At 60.1% G+C, this 17912-nt stretch carries 16 protein-coding genes and 1 tRNA gene; 14 read left to right on the top strand and 3 right to left on the bottom strand.

What is annotated here, in order from left to right; all coding sequences use genetic code 11:
• Nucleotides 1–27 precede the first annotated feature (27 nt).
• From ACY4LX_RS08355 to ACY4LX_RS08300, 12 genes are all read left to right on the top strand, one after another.
• Nucleotides 28–1095, top strand: coding sequence for a putative urea ABC transporter substrate-binding protein (locus tag ACY4LX_RS08355; RefSeq protein ID WP_463259656.1), 1068 nt, complete (start codon nucleotides 28–30; stop codon nucleotides 1093–1095).
• 17 nt (nucleotides 1096–1112) lie between these two features.
• Nucleotides 1113–1928: an ABC transporter permease gene (locus ACY4LX_RS08350; protein ID WP_054615877.1), complete on the top strand. Its 816-nt coding sequence runs from the start codon at nucleotides 1113–1115 to the stop codon at nucleotides 1926–1928.
• Nucleotides 1925–2713, top strand: coding sequence for an ABC transporter ATP-binding protein (locus tag ACY4LX_RS08345; RefSeq protein WP_463259655.1), 789 nt, complete (start codon nucleotides 1925–1927; stop codon nucleotides 2711–2713). The genes ACY4LX_RS08350 and ACY4LX_RS08345 overlap by 4 nt, the downstream gene beginning before the upstream one ends.
• A 14-nt stretch (nucleotides 2714–2727) precedes the next feature.
• Nucleotides 2728–3453, top strand: a complete 726-nt coding sequence (locus ACY4LX_RS08340) for an urea amidolyase associated protein UAAP1 (RefSeq protein ID WP_463259654.1) — start codon at nucleotides 2728–2730, stop codon at nucleotides 3451–3453.
• Between the two features lie 11 nt (nucleotides 3454–3464).
• A complete protein-coding gene (locus ACY4LX_RS08335; RefSeq protein WP_463259653.1) occupies nucleotides 3465–4106 on the top strand; it encodes an urea amidolyase associated protein UAAP2 in 642 nt (213 codons plus the stop codon).
• Between the two features lie 228 nt (nucleotides 4107–4334).
• On the top strand, nucleotides 4335–8045 hold the full coding sequence (uca, locus tag ACY4LX_RS08330) for an urea carboxylase (protein ID WP_463259652.1): 3711 nt from the start codon (nucleotides 4335–4337) through the stop codon (nucleotides 8043–8045).
• Nucleotides 8046–8069: 24 nt separating this feature from the next.
• Nucleotides 8070–9836, top strand: coding sequence for an allophanate hydrolase (atzF, locus tag ACY4LX_RS08325; RefSeq protein ID WP_463259651.1), 1767 nt, complete (start codon nucleotides 8070–8072; stop codon nucleotides 9834–9836).
• A 203-nt stretch (nucleotides 9837–10039) separates the two neighbouring features.
• Nucleotides 10040–11527 carry a sensor domain-containing diguanylate cyclase gene (locus ACY4LX_RS08320; protein WP_463259650.1) on the top strand — a complete coding sequence of 496 codons (1488 nt, stop codon included), beginning with the start codon at nucleotides 10040–10042 and terminating at the stop codon, nucleotides 11525–11527.
• A gap of 5 nt (nucleotides 11528–11532) precedes the next feature.
• Nucleotides 11533–11751 (top strand): cysteine-rich CWC family protein, encoded by a 219-nt coding sequence (locus tag ACY4LX_RS08315; RefSeq protein WP_123507553.1) that lies wholly within the window; start codon nucleotides 11533–11535, stop codon nucleotides 11749–11751.
• A 34-nt stretch (nucleotides 11752–11785) separates the two neighbouring features.
• On the top strand, nucleotides 11786–12478 hold the full coding sequence (locus tag ACY4LX_RS08310) for a pseudouridine synthase (protein WP_463259649.1): 693 nt from the start codon (nucleotides 11786–11788) through the stop codon (nucleotides 12476–12478).
• 312 nt (nucleotides 12479–12790) lie between these two features.
• Complete coding sequence (locus ACY4LX_RS08305; RefSeq protein ID WP_149657208.1) at nucleotides 12791–13675, top strand: alpha/beta fold hydrolase; 885 nt, start codon at nucleotides 12791–12793, stop codon at nucleotides 13673–13675.
• Nucleotides 13676–13854: 179 nt separating this feature from the next.
• A tRNA-Gly gene (locus tag ACY4LX_RS08300) sits at nucleotides 13855–13928 on the top strand.
• A 110-nt stretch (nucleotides 13929–14038) separates the two neighbouring features.
• On the opposite strand, the gene ACY4LX_RS08295 is transcribed toward ACY4LX_RS08300, so the two are convergent.
• Complete coding sequence (locus ACY4LX_RS08295) at nucleotides 14039–14218, bottom strand: hypothetical protein (protein ID WP_123507547.1); 180 nt, start codon at nucleotides 14216–14218, stop codon at nucleotides 14039–14041.
• Nucleotides 14219–14260: 42 nt separating this feature from the next.
• Nucleotides 14261–14962, bottom strand: coding sequence for a zeta toxin family protein (locus ACY4LX_RS08290; protein ID WP_463259648.1), 702 nt, complete (start codon nucleotides 14960–14962; stop codon nucleotides 14261–14263).
• 496 nt (nucleotides 14963–15458) lie between these two features.
• Here ACY4LX_RS08290 and ACY4LX_RS08285 point away from each other — a divergent pair, with 496 nt between their 5' ends.
• Both ACY4LX_RS08285 and ACY4LX_RS08280 read left to right on the top strand, forming a co-directional pair.
• Nucleotides 15459–15722: a short-chain dehydrogenase gene (locus ACY4LX_RS08285; protein WP_149657209.1), complete on the top strand. Its 264-nt coding sequence runs from the start codon at nucleotides 15459–15461 to the stop codon at nucleotides 15720–15722.
• Nucleotides 15723–15952: 230 nt separating this feature from the next.
• A complete protein-coding gene (locus tag ACY4LX_RS08280) occupies nucleotides 15953–16681 on the top strand; it encodes a class I SAM-dependent methyltransferase (RefSeq protein ID WP_463259647.1) in 729 nt (242 codons plus the stop codon).
• Nucleotides 16682–16826: 145 nt separating this feature from the next.
• Here ACY4LX_RS08280 and tam read toward each other — a convergent pair whose 3' ends face one another.
• On the bottom strand, nucleotides 16827–17597 hold the full coding sequence (gene tam / locus ACY4LX_RS08275; RefSeq protein ID WP_463259646.1) for a trans-aconitate 2-methyltransferase: 771 nt from the start codon (nucleotides 17595–17597) through the stop codon (nucleotides 16827–16829).
• Between the last annotated feature and the right edge of the window lie 315 nt (nucleotides 17598–17912).

Genomic DNA, 17912 nt, shown 5'->3' with positions numbered 1-17912 from the left:
GCCCTTGATCAACTGGAGAACCATCCCATGACCCGACTTCGTTTACCCGCCCTGCTCGCCGCCGTGTTTGCCGCCCTCGTCAGCGTCTCGTCCCACGCCGCCCAGAAAGACCACTTCAGCGTCTGCTGGACGATCTATGCCGGCTGGATGCCCTGGGAATACGCCGGCAGCCAAGGCATCGTCGACAAATGGGCGAAGAAGTACGGGATCAAGATCGATGTGGTGCAGCTCAACGACTACGTCGAATCCATCAATCAATACACCGCCGGTCAGTTTGACGGCTGCACCATGACCAACATGGATGCGCTGACCATTCCGGCGGCCGGTGGCGTGGACAGCACCGCACTGATCGTCAGCGATTTCTCCAACGGCAACGACGGCGTCGTGCTCAAGGGCGAAGGCAAGAAAGTTACCGACCTCAAGGGCATGGACGTCAATCTGGTGGAACTGTCGGTCTCGCACTACCTGCTGGCCCGGGCCCTGGATTCGGTCGATCTCACCGAGAAAGACCTGAAAGTGGTCAACACCTCCGACGCCGACATCTCGGCCGCCTTCAACACCGACCAGGTCAACGCCGTCACCACCTGGAACCCGATGCTCTCGGACATCAAAGCCAAGCCCGGTGTGACCGAAGTCTTCAACTCCAGCCAGATCCCCGGCGAAATCATGGACATGATGGTGGTCAACAGCGCCACCCTCAAAGACAACCCGGCCCTGGGCAAAGCCCTGACCGGCGCCTGGTTTGAAGTGGTCGAGTTGATGAACGCCAAGAACGCCGCGAGCAAAGCCGCTCTCGAGCACATGGCCAAAGCCTCGGGCACCGATCTGGCGGGTTTCCAGTCGCAACTCGACACCACCAAATTGTTCTCCACCCCGCAGGAAGCCCTGGCGTTTTCCACCAGCAAGCAACTGCCGGAAACCATGCGCAAGGTCGCCGAGTTTTCCTTCCAGCACGGCTTGCTGGGTGAAGGCGCCAAGGACACCAGCGCCGTGGGCATGGCGTTCGCCAACGGCGTGACCAGCGGCGACAAGGCCAACCTCAAGCTGCGCTTCGACCCGAGCTACGTGCAGATGGCTGCCGACGCCAAGTTGTAAGACTGGAGGACTTGGCCATGCGCCTGATCAATCGCCACCCGGATCGCCCGAGTCGCTTGCTGTTGGTGATCCTGCCGTTCGCCCTGGTGCTGCTCGCCTACTTCCTGGGCTCGGCCGAGCGGCTGACGGACAACCCCAACGACAAGCTGCTGCCCAGCGCCGTGCAAATGACCGATGCGGTGAAACGCCTGGCCTTCGTCGCCGACAGCCGCACCGGCGACTACCTGCTCTGGCAAGACAGCGCGTCCAGCCTGCGACGGCTGGCGATCGGCCTCGGCATCAGCGCCTTGGCCGGGTTGTGCCTGGGCATGGCAGCCGGGACGTTGCCGCTGTTCGGCGCGCCGTTGTCGCCGCTGCTGACGGTGCTGTCGATGGTGCCGCCGCTGGCGATCCTGCCGATTCTGTTCATCGTCTTCGGCCTGGGCGAGTTGTCGAAAGTGATGCTGATCGTGATCGGCATCACCCCGGCGCTGGCCCGGGATCTGGAACAGCGTGCGCGGGAAATCCCCGTCGAGTTGCTGATCAAGGCGCAGACCTTGGGCGCTTCGACCTGGACGCTGATGCTGCGGGTGGTGCTGCCGCAATTGTTGCCGCGCCTGCTGATCTCGTTGCGGCTGATGCTCGGTTCGGCGTGGCTGTTCCTGATCGCCGCCGAAGCCATCGCCTCCACGGACGGCCTCGGTTACCGGATTTTCCTGGTTCGCCGCTACCTGGCGATGGATGTGATCTTGCCCTACGTGGTGTGGATCACCCTCCTCGCCTGGCTGATGGATTGGGGCCTCAAGCGCCTGACCCAACGGGCCTTCCCTTGGTATGAAGGAGCCCGCGCATGAGCTTCATCACGGTGAAAAACGTCTGGCAGCAATACGCCGATCAGGTTGTTCTTGAAGGTCTGAACCTGAGCGTCAACGAAGGTGAGTTTTGCACCTTGGTCGGCGCGTCGGGTTGCGGCAAATCGACCTTCCTGCGCCTGTTGCTGGGCCAGGAAAAAGCCAGTCGCGGCGAGATCCTGCTCGACGGCCAGGCCCTGGCCGGCGAGCCGGATGCCAGCCGTGGCGTGGTGTTCCAGCGCTACTCGGTGTTCCCGCATCTGACGGTGCTGGACAACGTCGCCCTCGGCCTCGAACTGCCCCGCTCGCCGCTGCTCGGGCGTCTGTTCGGCAGTGCGAAAAAGGATGCCCGGGAACAAGCCTCGGTGCTGCTGCACAAAGTCGGCCTCGGCCACTCGCTGGACAAGTACCCGGCGCAGCTCTCCGGCGGCATGCAACAACGGTTGGCCATCGCCCAGGCATTGATCATGAAGCCGCGCGTGTTGCTGCTCGACGAACCCTTCGGTGCCCTCGATCCGGGCATCCGCAAAGACATGCACGTTCTGCTGCTGGAGTTGTGGCGCGAGACCCGACTGACAGTGTTCATGGTCACCCATGACCTGTCCGAAGGGTTCAGCCTCGGCACCCGTTTGCTGGTGTTCGACAAGGTTCGCCTCGATCCGCATGCCCCCGGCGCCTATGGCGCACGCATCACTTACGACATCCCTTTGAACAGCGACCGCCGCGCCACTCGCGCCGCCGTCGATGCCTTGCCGACTGAGTTGGCAGGCACGCTTCGCACCGCTTAAGAGGACTTTCAAAAATGACTGATTCAACCCAACTGTTCCCGCCCTTCGCCGAAGAAATGCTTCCCGGCGGCGGCCATCGCTCCTTCGTATTGAAACGCGGCCAACTGCTGCGTCTGACCGACCTGCGCGGTGGCGCCAATGTCAGCCTGACGCTGCTCAACGCTAACGAAAAAACCGAACGCCTGAACCTGCCCGACAGCCTCAAATGCCAACACACCGCCAAACTCACCAGCGGCCATTGTTTGTACTCGGACATGGGTCGCGTATTAGCGGCGATTACCGCCGACACCTGCGGCTGGAGCGACAGCCTCGGCGGTGTGCTGTGCGCTGAAGAAGTCGCAGAAAAATACGGCGCCGGGCGCTATCAGGAACTGCGCAACGGCTTCTTCCGCAACGGCACCGACAACCTGTTGGTGGAACTGGGCAAGTGGGGGCTGGGCCTGTCGGATTTGTTGATGACCCTCAATTTGTTCAGCCGGGTGAATGTCAACGAGGCCGGACGCTTCCACTTCGTCGAGGGCAACTCCAAGGCCGGCGACTACATCGAGTTGTACGCGCCGATGGACACGCTGGTGGTGCTCACGGCCCTGCAACACCCGATGGATCCGTCGCCCGGATACGCACCAAAACCCTTGAAGCTGAGCTGGATGAACGCCGACCCGAGCGTCGCCGAACACTGCCGCACTTCGCGCCCGGAAAACGAGCGCGGCTTTATCAACACCGACCGTTTGTTCGCCTGAGGATCGCTGCCATGTCACTCGCCATCGCTACTTCACACCAGCAGCCTGAGAACGCCGTGTACCGCGCCACCATCCCCGCCGGGGAACCCTGGCTGATGGAGGTCAAGGCCGGCCAGACGTTGCGCATCCTCGACCTGGAAGGCAACCAGGCGGTCGATACCTTGTTCTACAGCGTCGCCAACCCGAAGGAACGCTACGACGTGCAACGCACCTTGCGTCGGCAGAACAGCGTCTACCTGAGCACCGGCAGCGTGCTCTATTCCAACCTCGGCAAACCGATGTTGACCATCGTCGCCGACACCTGCGGCCGTCACGACACCCTCGGCGGCGCCTGCGCCCAGGAGAGCAACACCGTGCGTTATGCGTTGGAGAAACGCTACATGCACAGCTGCCGCGACAACTACCTGCGGGCCTGTGCCCACGACGGGCGACTGGGCAAGGGTGACATCGGGCCGAACATCAATTTCTTCATGAATGTGCCGGTCACGGCGGATGGCGGGCTGACGTTTGAAGACGGGATTTCGGCGCCGGGCAAGTACGTGGATTTGCGGGCGGAGATGGACGTGATCGTGTTGATCTCCAACTGCCCGCAGTTGAACAACCCGTGCAATGCGTACAACCCGACACCTGCGGAGTTATTGGTATGGAACTGAAATTGGCGCGGTTGCGTAAATGGTTGTTTGCCCTGTGCCAGGCCCGTTCCGGCCAGTGCCTGCAACAGCGAGAGCACCGCTAAACCTTGTGGCGAGGGAGCAAGCTCCCTCGCCAAAAAAAGCGCGAAATTCGTTCATCCGGGACGGCCCGGGTGCCTTTCGAAAAACTGCGGGACGGCCCGCATCCCAGGTCGAGGCTGATGCGTTATCGCCTCCGGGGGTTTTGCCATGTTCGAAAAAGTCCTGATTGCCAACCGTGGTGCCATTGCCTGCCGCATCCTGCGCACCTTGGGTGAATTGCAGGTCAAGGGCGTCGCCGTTTACTCCGAAGCCGATGCCGCGAGCCTCCATATTTTGCAGGCCGATGAAGCCCACAGCCTCGGCGAAGGCGCCGCCGCCGGCACCTATCTGGCGGTGGATAAAATCCTCGCCATCGCCCAAACCTCTGGCGCCACGGCCATTCATCCCGGCTACGGATTTCTTTCAGAAAACGCTGCCTTCGCCGAAGCCTGCGAAGCCGCCAACATCGCCTTCATCGGCCCAACGCCACAGCAGTTGCGAGTGTTCGGCCTCAAGCACACGGCTCGCGCGTTGGCCAAACAGCATGGGGTACCGATGCTTGAAGGTACTGAACTGCTCGACAGCCTCGACGCAGCATTGATCGCCGGCGAACACGTGGGCTATCCGGTGATGCTTAAAAGCACCGCTGGTGGTGGCGGCATCGGCATGCGCGTGTGCCGTAGCGCGGCCGAGTTGAGCGAGTCCTTCGAAGCCGTAAAACGCCTCGGTCAGAACAACTTCAGCGATGCCGGGGTGTTCATCGAGAAGTACATCCAGCGCGCCCGGCATCTGGAAGTGCAGGTGTTTGGCGACGGTCGCGGCGAAGTGATTGCCCTCGGCGTGCGCGATTGCTCGGTACAGCGGCGCAACCAGAAAGTCCTCGAAGAAACCCCGGCGCCGAACCTGCCCGAGGGCATGGCGGATGAGCTGTGCGCGGCGGCGATCAAACTGGCGAAAGCAGTGAATTACCGCAGCGCCGGGACGGTGGAATTTGTCTTCGACAGTGAAGACCAACGCTTCTATTTTCTGGAAGTGAATACGCGATTGCAGGTTGAGCACGGCGTCACCGAACAGGTGTGGGGCGTGGACCTGGTGCGCTGGATGGTCGAACTGGCGGCCGGTGATTTGCCGCCCTTGTCCGAGCTAAGTCGTGGATTGAAACCTGAGGGCCATGCGATTCAGGCACGGCTTTACGCGGAAGATCCGGGCCGGGATTTCCAGCCGAGTCCGGGCCTGCTGACGGCGGTGAATTTCCCTGCTGCCGATGGCAGAAAATTGCGCATCGACACCTGGGTCGAGGCCGGTTGCGAGATCCCGCCGTACTTCGACCCGATGATCGCCAAGCTCATCAGTTGGGCGCCGACCCGGGAGCAGGCGCTTACAGATTTGCATCAGGCCTTGGGCGACAGCCTGCTCTACGGCGTGGAAACCAACCGCGATTACCTGCGCCAGATTTTGCTCGACGCACCGTTCGCCAGCGGCCAGCCGTGGACGCGGTGCCTGGAAGGTCTGGTGTACCAAGCCAACACCTTTGAAGTACTCAGCGCCGGGACGCAAACCAGTGTTCAGGACTATCCCGGTCGCCTCGGTTACTGGGCGGTCGGTGTGCCGCCGTCGGGGCCGATGGACAGTCGGGCGTTGCGTCTGGGCAACCGATTGCTGGGCAATGACGAAGGTTTTGCGGCACTGGAAATCACCATGAGCGGGCCGTTGCTGCGCTTCAACTGTGATGCTGTGGTGGCGGTGACCGGGGCGGTGATTCCGCTGACGTTGAACGGTGACGCGGTGCCGATGAACACCGCGTTGTTGATTCCGGCCGGCGCTACGTTGAGCCTCGGCACGATGGCCGGGGCCGGCGCCCGCAGCTATCTGAGTCTGCGCGGCGGACTGCAAGTGCCAGATTATCTGGGCAGTAAAAGCACCTTCACCCTGGGCCAGTTCGGTGGTCATGGTGGGCGGGCGTTGCGGGCCGGGGATGTGTTGCATGTGCCTTTGTTGATTGACCGCAGTGCCGGTGCGCAGCTTCCGAATATTGCTGATCTGCCTGCCGTGCGACAGATTCGAGTGATCTACGGCCCGCACGGTGCACCGGAATACTTCACCGAACATTACATCGGCACCTTCTTCGCCACTCAGTGGGAAGTGCATTTCAACTCCAGTCGTACCGGCGTGCGACTGATCGGGCCGAAGCCGGAATGGGTGCGGGCCGATGGTGGTGAAGCGGGGCTGCATCCGTCGAACATCCACGACAATCCGTATGCGATCGGGGCCGTGGATTTCACCGGCGACATGCCCGTGATACTCGGCCCGGACGGCCCTAGCCTGGGCGGGTTTGTGTGCCCGGTGACGGTGATTGAAGCCGATCTTTGGCAGTTGGGGCAGCTCAAGGCCGGGGATAAGGTGCAGTTTTTGCCGGTGGACTTACAGACTGCTCGATCACTGGCCACACGAGCCCTCTGTGGCGAGGGAGCTTGTCGGATCGCCGCACCGTCCCATTCGGCTGCGCAGCAGTCGCCAATCGGCCAACTCCAAACACCTGATGTGCCGTGGCGGGAAAATTTGGGGGCGCTTCGCACCCCAACGGGGGCAAGCCCCCTCGCCACAAGTAATGGGTCTCTACATAAATTGATGTCGCCCGTTGTACTGGATCTTGGACAGGACGACACGAGACTGGTGGCCAGATTATCGGGCGACACACATCTGCTCCTTGAGATCGGCGCCCCGGAACTGGACCTGGTCCTGCGCTTCCGCGCTCACGCCCTCATGCAGGCGCTCGAAAGCAAACACCTGCACGGCGTCATCGACCTCACACCCGGCATCCGCTCGCTGCAAGTGCACTACCAACCCGAGCAACTGCCGCTGGCCGATCTGCTCGGCATCATCGCCGGTGAATGGGACGCCGTGTGCGCCGCCAAGGACCTACAAGTCCCGTCGCGCATCGTCCATCTGCCGCTGTCCTGGGACGACCCGGCCTGCCAATTGGCAATCGAAAAATACATGACCACCGTGCGCAAGGACGCGCCGTGGTGCCCGAGCAATCTGGAGTTCATCCGCCGCATCAACGACCTGCCGAACCTCGACGAAGTGCAGCGTACGGTGTTCGATGCGAGCTATCTGGTGATGGGTTTGGGCGACGTTTACCTCGGCGCACCGGTCGCCACCCCGCTCGACCCGCGCCATCGGCTGGTGACCACCAAATACAACCCGGCCCGCACCTGGACCGCCGAGAACTCGGTGGGCATCGGCGGCGCGTATATGTGCGTCTATGGCATGGAAGGCCCCGGCGGTTATCAGTTTGTCGGGCGCACCTTGCAGATGTGGAATCGCTACCGCGAAGTGGCGGCGTTCGACGGCAAACCGTGGCTGCTGAGGTTCTTCGATCAGATCCGTTTCTACCCGGTGAGCGCTGATGAGTTGCTGCGCATTCGCCGGGATTTCCCCCTCGGGCGCTTCGAACTGAACATTGAGCACAGTCAGTTGAACCTGGCGGATTACCAAGGGTTTCTGGCGCGAGAAGCCGAGAGCATTGCGGCGTTCCGCGACCAGCAAAAAGGCGCGTTCAATGCCGAACGCGAACGCTGGATCGCCAGCGGTCAGGCGCATTTCGACAGTGAAGAACTGATCCCCGAAGCGACCGAAGACGCACCGCTGGCCAGCGGTCAACAGAGCGTCGACAGCCACATTGCCGGCAACCTCTGGCAGGTTCAGGTTGAAACCGGCACCCGGGTTGAGGCCGGGGATGTGCTGGTGATTCTGGAGTCGATGAAGATGGAAATCCCGCTGCTGGCGCCGATGGCCGGGGTGGTACGGGAGATTCGCGTGCAACCGGGTTCGGCGGTGCGCGCCGGACAGCGGGTCGTGGTGCTGGACCTCGACTGAACTCATTTTGAAAAGGATCAAGTCATGAATTTCAATCTGCAACTCGACGCCCTGCGCAACGCCTATCGCGACGGCCAGACCACGCCTCGGCAATTGCTGCTCAGCCTGCGGGACAAAGCCGCAGCGCTGAACCCGGACTATCACCTGTTCATTCATTTGCTCAGTGTCGAGGAGCTGGAACCGTACCTCGCCGCCCTCGACGGTCGCGACCTCAACAGTCTGCCGCTGTATGGCGTGCCGTTCGCAATCAAGGACAACATCGACCTGGCAGGCATTCCGACCACAGCGGCTTGCCCCGCCTTTGCCTATGTGCCGGCGCGTTCGGCGACCATCGTCGAGCAGTTGCTGGCGCTGGGGGCGATTCCGTTGGGCAAGACCAATCTTGATCAGTTCGCCACCGGGCTCAATGGCAGCCGTTCGCCTTATGGCGCGTGCCCGAACAGCGTGTTGCCGGAATATCCGTCGGGTGGTTCCAGCGCTGGATCGTCGCTGGCGGTGGCGTTGGGGGTGGCGAGTTTTTCCCTGGGGACGGACACGGCAGGTTCCGGTCGGGTGCCGGCGGCGTTGAATAATCTGGTGGGATTGAAAGCCACTAAAGGGTTGATCTCCACAGGCGGTGTGGTGCCGGCCTGTCGCACGCTCGATTGCGTCACCACGTTCACCGCCACCGCGCGGGAAGCCAGTCAGTTGCTGGCGCTGACGGCGCGTCTCGATCCACGGGATGCCTACAGCCGCAGCAATCCGTTGTGGAATGACGGCTTGGCATTCGGTGCGCCGCGCCCGTTTCGATTCGGCGTGCCACGTGCGCAAGACCTGGAGTTTTTCGGCTGCCCTGAAGGCCCGTTGTTGTTTGGCGATGCCATCGATCAGCTCAAAGCCTTGGGTGGCGAAGCGGTTGAGCTGGACCTGTCGCCGTTCCTCGAAGCCGCGCAATTGCTCTATGAAGGCCCGTGGGTCGCCGAGCGCTATAGCGTGGCCGGCGAGTTGCTGGAGCAAAACCCGCCAGCGGTGCTGCCGGTGATCCGCGCGGTGCTGGCCAAGGCCCCGGCGGTGACTGGCGTGCAGACCTTCCGCGCGCAGTATCGACTGCAAGAACTGAAGGCGCTGTGCGACCGGGCGCTGGAAGGCCTCGACTGCGTGCTCACGCCAACCATCGGCCGCCCCGTGACCTTGGCGGAACTGACCGCCGAACCCGTGCTGCGCAACTCGGAACTGGGCTACTACACCAACTTCATGAACCTGCTCGACTACGCCGCCGTCGCCGTGCCCAGCGGTTTCATGGGCAACGGTTTGCCGTGGGGCGTGACGCTGTTTGGGCGAGCGTTTACCGATCAGTATTTGTTGAGCGTGGCGGATGCGCTTCAACGTCAATCAGGCTCGCCTGCGCCCGCGACGGTGGCCCGCAATGATCGCGCACGACTGGTGGTGTGTGGCGCGCATCTGGAGGGGTTGGCGTTGAATTGGCAACTGAAGCAGCGTGGCGCGCGGTTGGTCGAGACGACGTTCAGTTCGCCGGATTATCAGCTCTATGCGTTGGCCGGTGGCCCGCCGTTTCGTCCGGGAATGGTGCGGGTGAAGGACGGTGGCGTGGCGATTGCGGTGGAGGTTTGGGAATTGCCGAGCAGCGAATTGGGCTCGTTTTTGACCGCGATTCCGGCGCCGTTGGGGTTGGGCAAGGTGCAACTGGCGGATGGGCGCTGGGAGAGTGGGTTTATTTGTGAGGGCTATGGGCTGGAGGGGGCGGTTAATATCAGCCATCTAGGCGGCTGGCGTGCTTACCTCGGCAAATGATCGTTCCCACGCTGATCGTTCCCACGCTCCGCGTGGGAATGCCGCCCGGGACGCTCCGCGTCCCTTCGCAAGCGTGACGCAGAGCGTCACCGGATGCATTCCCACGCGGAGCGTGGGAACGATCATCTCACGCACATAGAGCGGTTATTTCCGCTCCGGGCCACTAGAATGCATGCCATCGGGTCACTGCCAACGGAACCACCATGCCGCTTCGCTCGCCGCTGTATTCCCAACGTTCGTTGGTGCTCACGCTGATCGCATTGCTCGGTGCAGGTTTCCTCGCCACGTCCTTTCTCAGTTATTACGCCTCGCGAGCGTCGATCCGCGACAACATCGTCAACACCGAATTGCCGCTGACGTCCGACACGGTTTATTCGGAAATCCAGAAAGACCTGGTCAGACCGATCCTGATTTCCTCGATGATGTCCCGCGACACCTTCATGCGCGACTGGGTGGTCAACGGCGAGCACGACCCCGACCAGATGACCCGCTACCTCAACGAGGTCATGACCCACTACGGCGCCTACACCGCGTTCTTCGTCTCCAACAGCAGCCTCACCTACTACCACGCCAAAGGCGTGCTCAAGCAGATCAAGGTCGACGAGCCACGGGACGCCTGGTACTTCCGCGTTCGCGACATGAAAGAGCCTTACGAGATCAACGTCGACCCGGACCTGGCCAACAAGGACAACCTGACGTTTTTCATCAATTACAAAGTCTATGACTACAACAAACGCTTCATCGGCGCGGCCGGCGTGGGCCTGACGGTGGATGCGGTGATCAAGCTGATCGACAAGTATCAACAGCGCTATCAACGCAGCGTGTACTTCGTCGACACCTTCGGTCGCTTGGTGCTTACCGGTGCCGAGGGCGGCCCCGGAGGTGCGCGGGCCGGTCAGAGCCTGGGTGAACTCAGCAGCATGAAGGGCCTGGTCAGCCAGTTGCCCAAACCCCACAGCGGCAGCTACGAATATTCCGTCCACGGCCAGGGCCATTTCCTCAACGTGCGGTTCATTCCGGAGCTGAACTGGTACCTGTTCGTCGACAAACGCGAAGACGGCGCCCTCAGTGAAATCCGCCAGTCGCTGTACCTCAACCTGCTGATCTGCCTGCTGGTCACGCTGATTGTGCTGGCCCTGCTCAACCGCGTAATCAAACGCTATCAGAGCAAGATCCAGGCCCAGGCCACGCTCGACAGCCTGACCGAGTTGCCCAACCGCCGTGGCTTCGACCTGCTGGCGGCGCAAGCCATGCACGAAGCCCAACGCGAGCCGAAACCGCTGACCGCGCTGTTGCTGGACCTCGACCACTTCAAGGTGTTGAACGACACCTACGGTCACCTCGCCGGCGATCAAGTGCTGATCGGTTTCGCCCGGGACCTGGAAAGTTGCCTGCGCCATTCCGACATCGTCTGCCGTTGGGGTGGCGAAGAATTTATCGTGCTGCTCAAGGACACCGACGGTGAGACCGGTCAGAAAATCGCCGAGAAAATTCGCCAGCATGTGGAAAAACAGCGTTATGCCTACAACGGCAAGGAGCTGCAGCTGACCGTGAGCATTGGCCTGACCACCCTGCAAGCGGATGAAACCTTGCATACGTTGCTGTCCCGGGCCGATCATGCGATGTACCGGGCCAAACAGGCCGGCCGCAATCGCACCTGCGTGGAATTGCCCCACTCCGTTTATGAATGACGTTGATGACCAAGCCTGAAACCTGCCCGGCCTGCGGCGCCCCCAACGACTGCAGCCTGGCCGACCCTCGAACCGCCGACCGTGCCTGCTGGTGCTTTGGCGTCAGCATCGACCCGGCGGTGCTCGAAGCGCTGCCGGCGGAACTGCGCGACCTCTCCTGCCTGTGCCCGCGCTGCGCCCAGGTCGAAGCGCAGCTGCAAGCAGCCGCCCGGCCGATCACGTAAGATGCGCGGCCCTTCCCCATCCGATTTTTAACCGATGCGTGTAGACCGTTTCCTCAGCAACCTGCCGCGCTTCAACCGTAAGCAGGTTCGTCTGTTGCTGGTGGAAAAACGCGTGCGCATCGACGGAAAAGTCGTCAGCGATCCTCACAGCGAAGTACTGGAATTCAGCCGCATCGAGGTCGACGACGAGGTGCTGCAAGTCGGCAAGCCCGCACGCTACTTCATGCTCAACAAGCCGCCCGGCTGTGTCAGCGCCACCCGCGACCCGCAACACCCGACCGTGCTCGACCTGATCCACGAGCCGGACAAGGATGACCTGCACATCGCCGGGCGCCTGGATTTCAACACCACCGGCCTGATGATCATCACCAACGATGGCAGCTGGTCACGACGCCTGACCCAGCCGCAGACCAAACTGCCCAAGGTGTATTACGTCGAGACCGAACAGGACATCGGCCCGGAGTATGCAGTCACCTTCAACGAAGGGCTGTACTTCGCTTTCGAAGACCTGACGACGCAGCCCGCCGAGCTGGTGCTGCTCGGGGCGAAGTCGGCGCGACTGAGCATTGTCGAAGGCCGGTATCACCAGGTGAAGCGCATGTTCGGCCATTTCGACAACAAGGTGCTGCGCCTGCACCGCGAAAGCATGGGCCCGTTGCTGCTCGATAACGCGCTAAAACCGGGCGAGTACCGCGCCTTGCGCACCGAAGAGATTCAATTGATCTAAGCAGGCGACCGCTCAGCAGAAGTTGTCGAACAATTTACCAATGACACTTGCGCGATGCCGTCACCCCTGCTTGAATCAGGACGTCGGCCAGATTGTGACCGATGAGTCACAACATACTTCTAAGAAACTTTTTGCCGGTCGGGGACCCTCAGGTTCCGCCTTCCACCGGCAGACTGCCCGCCAATAATAAAACCCGTCGACCGGCCTTCAATGGATCGACATGGGCTCCAAATTCCAGGCGAATGCCTACCTGTCACAAAGCTCGTGCAATCTCATTTGCGCGCATACCCGCTTGCTCAGGAGTCTTATGACATGAGGCCAGAAATCGCTGTGCTGGATATACAGGGTCAGTATCGGGTTTACACGGAGTTCTATCGCGCAGACGCCGCAGAGAAGACCATTATTCTGGTCAACGGCTCGATGGCCACGACTGCGTCGTTTGCTCAGACCGTGAAAAACCTTCATCCGCAGTTCAATGTGGTGTGCTACGACCAGCCCTACGCGGGCAAGTCAAAAGCCCACAACCGGCATGAGAAATTGCTCACAAAGGAAGTCGAAGGACAGATCCTTCTGGAGCTGATCGACCACTTCGCCGCCGAACACGTGCTGTCGTTTTCCTGGGGCGGCGCCGCGACCCTGGTCGCCCTCGCCCACCGGCCACGGCGCATCGAAAAAGCTGTGATCAGCTCGTTCTCCCCGGAGATCAACGAGCACATGCGCGACTACCTCGAACGCGGCGTCGACTACCTCGGCAGCCGGGATGGCGACCGGGTCGGCAACCTGGTGAACAGCACCATCGGCAAACACCTGCCGTCGCTGTTCAAGCGCTTCAACTATCGTCACGTGAGTAACCTGGCCGAGCACGAATACGGGCAGATGCACTTCCACATCAGCGACCTGTTGCACAGCGATCGTCAGTGCTTCCTCAAGGCTGCCGAGAAAATCAACGTGCCGGTGCTGTTCATGAACGGCGAATGGGACGAATACACCGCCGCCGACGGCGCCCGGCTATTCGCCAACCACGTGCAACACGCCACCTTCAGCACCCTGCAAGCCACCGGGCACTTCCTCGACATGGAACACAAAGCCGCCTGCCGAGACAGCCAGAACGCACTGCTGGGCTTCCTGAAACCGGCGCAACACACCAGCCGACCGCGTTACCACTACGTCCAGGAACACCATGCACTGGCAATCTGAAATAGAGTCATCGCGAGCAACCTTGCGCCCATAGACGCCACCACCTCTGTAGGAGCAAGGCTTGCCCGCGATTGGCCGTTACTCGGTCCATGCCTGCGTGTCCCCCACGCTAAATGCAGCGCACATAAAGAAAAACTTCAAATCCGCGCGCACATCTGGTACAAAGTCAGCCGCTCTGAGCGGGTGTCGTATAATGGCATTACTCCAGCTTCCCAAGCTGATAACGAGGGTTCGATTCCCTTCACCCGCTCCAATCGAATTTTTGTCTCGCGTTGAAGGTTTTTGACGGGGGATGTAGAGATAGAAAAAAACCGGTCCAGATGGCCGGTTTTTTTGTGTCTGGAGTTTAGGCAATACGAAAAATTAAATCGCCGGAGATTCATTCCTTGCGGCTTTAATTGCCTCAGCTTTCTGTACGACTTCGCGTTGAGAGGCATTAGCCTTGCTGATGACGTCCATCAAAATGTCACGCCGGGTCTCAGGGGAGGTTTTAGAGAAAAACTCTGTCAAAGCACTGGTCTTCTCAAGCTTGGCTGTACTCATCAATTTCATGCCTCTGTTAACAGCTCAACGAGCTGGGCTTGATCATAGTTCTGGGGAAATCAGAGCGTCAATCGTATCGCTGCTCGCATCGAGTTCTACCCACTGACTTCCGCCGTCAAAATTTTTAATCAATAAATCAACATGGATCTGGTCAACGTATAACCGCTTGAGTTCAATGACATTACTGCGAGCAGCAACAAACTGTCTGGCGAACTCCTGCAATGGAATATTTCTGCCTTCCGTCAGCTCCCTGGCCTGAACAAACTGCCAAGCGAGTTCTGGACGCTGATATACGTACATGACCTGAGCGTTTCGATGATTACCCAAAACTCGGTCGATATTGCGCTTTGCCACACCGAGGTTAGCCATAGTCCCGTCCAAAATGAACGAGAGACGTTTTTGAAATGCTAGATCCAATACCTTTTCCAAAATTTTCGTAACCGCGCGCTGGAACAGATATGAATTACTTCCGTTATAGCCTGGGATCAGGCTTCTAAAATCGTCAGGGTCAATACGAAGAACGCGCTTGGCTTGAAGGCTGGAAATTCCCGTGTCCAGTGCCTCAACCATCGCCTTGGATATTTCTGTCTTGCCCGCTCCGGGTGATCCAGCCATGAACACGGTGAACGGTGTCTCCTCACTGAGATACACAGAGGTGTCCGCGACCTGCCGAGCCAATAATGCTCGGTTCGCTCTGGCGAACTCAAAGGCAGCGTGTTCTATCGCGATTTCTTGTGGCGTCATACCTGACTCGACCCTTGTTTTTCTTTTGTGGAAGCAACGACGCCCCGTTCATTGCCAAGAGGGTAGAACGTCGCCGCGACAACTGGAAAATCTTTGTGTGGCGACGTGTGTAGCGAATCTCACTTGACCTGAAGTCCTCGAACTTTTCCTAGACGCTGAATTAGGCCAAATGTCGAAAAAGCAACGTCCTACACTACTCTAGGAATTGTCCGTAGACTTGCGGATTGCTGTGTCTTTGTCATGAGCCCTATAGTCCGATCCACGCCCAAATGGCGTATTGGGTTTGGCGACTCGATGACAACGACCCAGAAACCTCCGAGATTTTTCGGCGTTTTCTGACTGCATTTTGCTGCGCTTTTTTTGGTGTCTGTGCGTGGGAGATCTTTGGGTCTGCCGGTTTTACCGTTGTCCGGTTCGCCAACCCGCGTACAGCTACCACCCTTTTGTTTGGCGACGATTGAGTGGTAGGTCTTTAACCTACAACCGGTAACCACTCATGAACGAATACATGGCTCTAACCAGCAACGCCGACGATCTACCTTCCCTGTTCGTCAACACCACCCAACCGCTGCACTCCCTGCTCAGCACCGCCAGTTACAGAATCCGGGCCGTGACGCAGCTTCTGGAAAACCTCGCGATGCGAGGCGACATTACCTCTGATTCGGTGATCCTCAGCGACTTTGCATTGCTCTGCTGCGTGCCCTTGCGCGATGGTTGCGATGTGCTGGACGTGATCGCTCGACGCATGGATGCGGAATAGTTCTGACGGTTAGATTGGGTGCCTTTTGGGGCGCCCTTTTCGTACCTTACTTACACATCCATAACGCACCGCCCATTTCCCCTCTTCTCCCAACCCGCTAGCATTCCCTCATCTACAACCCCCCTCCCCCTGCGCGGCCATCAACGAATACGCGCCACAACTCTTCGAGGGAAACCAATCGGCCGCACCACCGGTGCCGCCCGTGACGAACTCAATAGAGCAATTCGAACATGACGCAAAACATTTATGACAATCCGGAGTTTTTCCAGGGTTACAGCCAAATGGGCCGTTCCATCGGTGGCTTGGATGCCGCACCGGAATGGCCTGCACTTCAATCCCTGTTGCCACCGATGAAAAGTTTAAAAGTGGTGGACCTGGGCTGCGGCTATGGCTGGTTCAGCCGTTGGGCCAGTGAGCAAGGCGCCCACAGCGTGCTTGGCCTCGATGTGTCGGAGAAGATGCTGGAGCAGGCGCGCAAGACGACGTCTGCGGCCAACATCCAGTACGTTCGCGCCGATCTGGAACATCTCGACTTGCCTACCGACAGTTTCGACCTGGCCTACAGCTCTTTGGCGCTGCACTACATCAAGGATCTGCCGGGCCTGTTCGCCAATATCCACGCAGCCCTGAAACCCGGTTCACGCTTTGTGTTTTCCATCGAGCACCCGATTTTCATGGCGCCGCGTAATCCGGGTTGGCTGATCGATGGCGAAGGTCGCAAGCGTTGGCCGCTGGACAGTTATCAGCTGGAAGGTGAGCGGGTGACGAATTGGCTGGCGGAAGGTGTGATCAAGCAGCACCGCACGGTGGGTACTTTGTTGAATACCTTGATCGCGGCGGGATTCACGATTCAGCACGTCAATGAATGGGGGCCGAGCGATGCCGAGGTGGCGGCGCAGCCGGCTCTGGCGGAGGAGCGAGAGCGGCCGATGATGATGTTGGTGGCGGTGGAACGTTGACACTTAAATAGAACGAACACTGATGACTTTGTGGCGAGGGAGCTTGCTCCCGTTGGGCTGCGAAGCGGCCCCAAAAAGAAGGGGACTGCTGCGCAGTCCAGCGGGAGCAAGCTCCCTCGCCACAGGTTCAGTGTGACATCCGCTTTTACCGCGTCGCGACGATGAACAACCGTGGAAACGGCAACAGCACCGTCCCATCCTCCAGCGCCGGATAAGCCTGCTCGACCGCCGCCAGATACCGCTTCAAATACTCCGCCTGCTCGCCCTCATCCAGCGGATCGAGAAACGGCCGCAGGCCACTGCCCTTGAACCACTCCACCACGCCCGAGGCACCACCCGCCAGTGGATGATGGTAAGTCGTGCGCCACACATCAACCCGCTTACAGTGCGGCCGCAGCATCGAGTAGTAATCGCTGGCACTGGCCATTTCCGTCCGTTGCCCGGCGGCGTCCGCCAGTTTGCTGGCCCACGGGCCATTGGCGGCGATTTCGCGCATCAGGCGATGGGACGGTTCGTTGAGGTTGTCGGGCATCTGGATTGCCAGGCTGCCCCCCTTGGTCAGTCGAGAGGCGAGCGACGGCAGCAACGTCCCGTGATCGGGCAGCCACTGCAATACGGCGTTGGCGAATATCACGTCGAACGGGCCGCTATCGTTCCAGGTTCCGATGTCAACGGTGTCGAACTTCACTTGTGGCAGGCGCTTGCGGGCGGCTTCGATCATGTCGGGCGAGCTGTCCACGCCGCGCACCCAGGCATTGTCGAAACGCTCTACCAGCAATTCCGTGGAGTTGCCGGGGCCGCAGCCGATATCAATGGCCGAGCGCGCATCCACGGGCGGGATGGCTGCGAGCAGATCCCGGGCCGGGCGAGTGCGTTCATCTTCAAAAGCGACGTATTGCTTGGCGGACCAACTCATTGCGTTCTCCTGTCGAAGGGGTGTCCTGGCCTGGGCCGATAACCGGTTCGCTACGATACTCCGCCCCGTGCGCCCGCCCAATCCGACTTATGGCGATCGCTGAGGATATGCCGCGCGGTTTTTATCGCTGATTCATTGCAAGACATAACCCAATCGACCGTTCGTCGAGGGAACAGTCAAGCGATTTTGACAGCCTGAATATCACACCTATAGTCCTTATCGCGGCCAGTCGGAAGGAACCCGACCTGTCAATTTGCACGCAAGGAGCAAGGCCAACTCGTGCCTCGTGCAAGCAGGGTTCCGCCCGTAGTGTTT

Source organism: Pseudomonas sp. Emmai (assembly GCF_055179735.1).
Note: the sequence above shows the minus strand (reverse complement) of the source record. Positions and strands in the feature narration are given on the sequence as shown.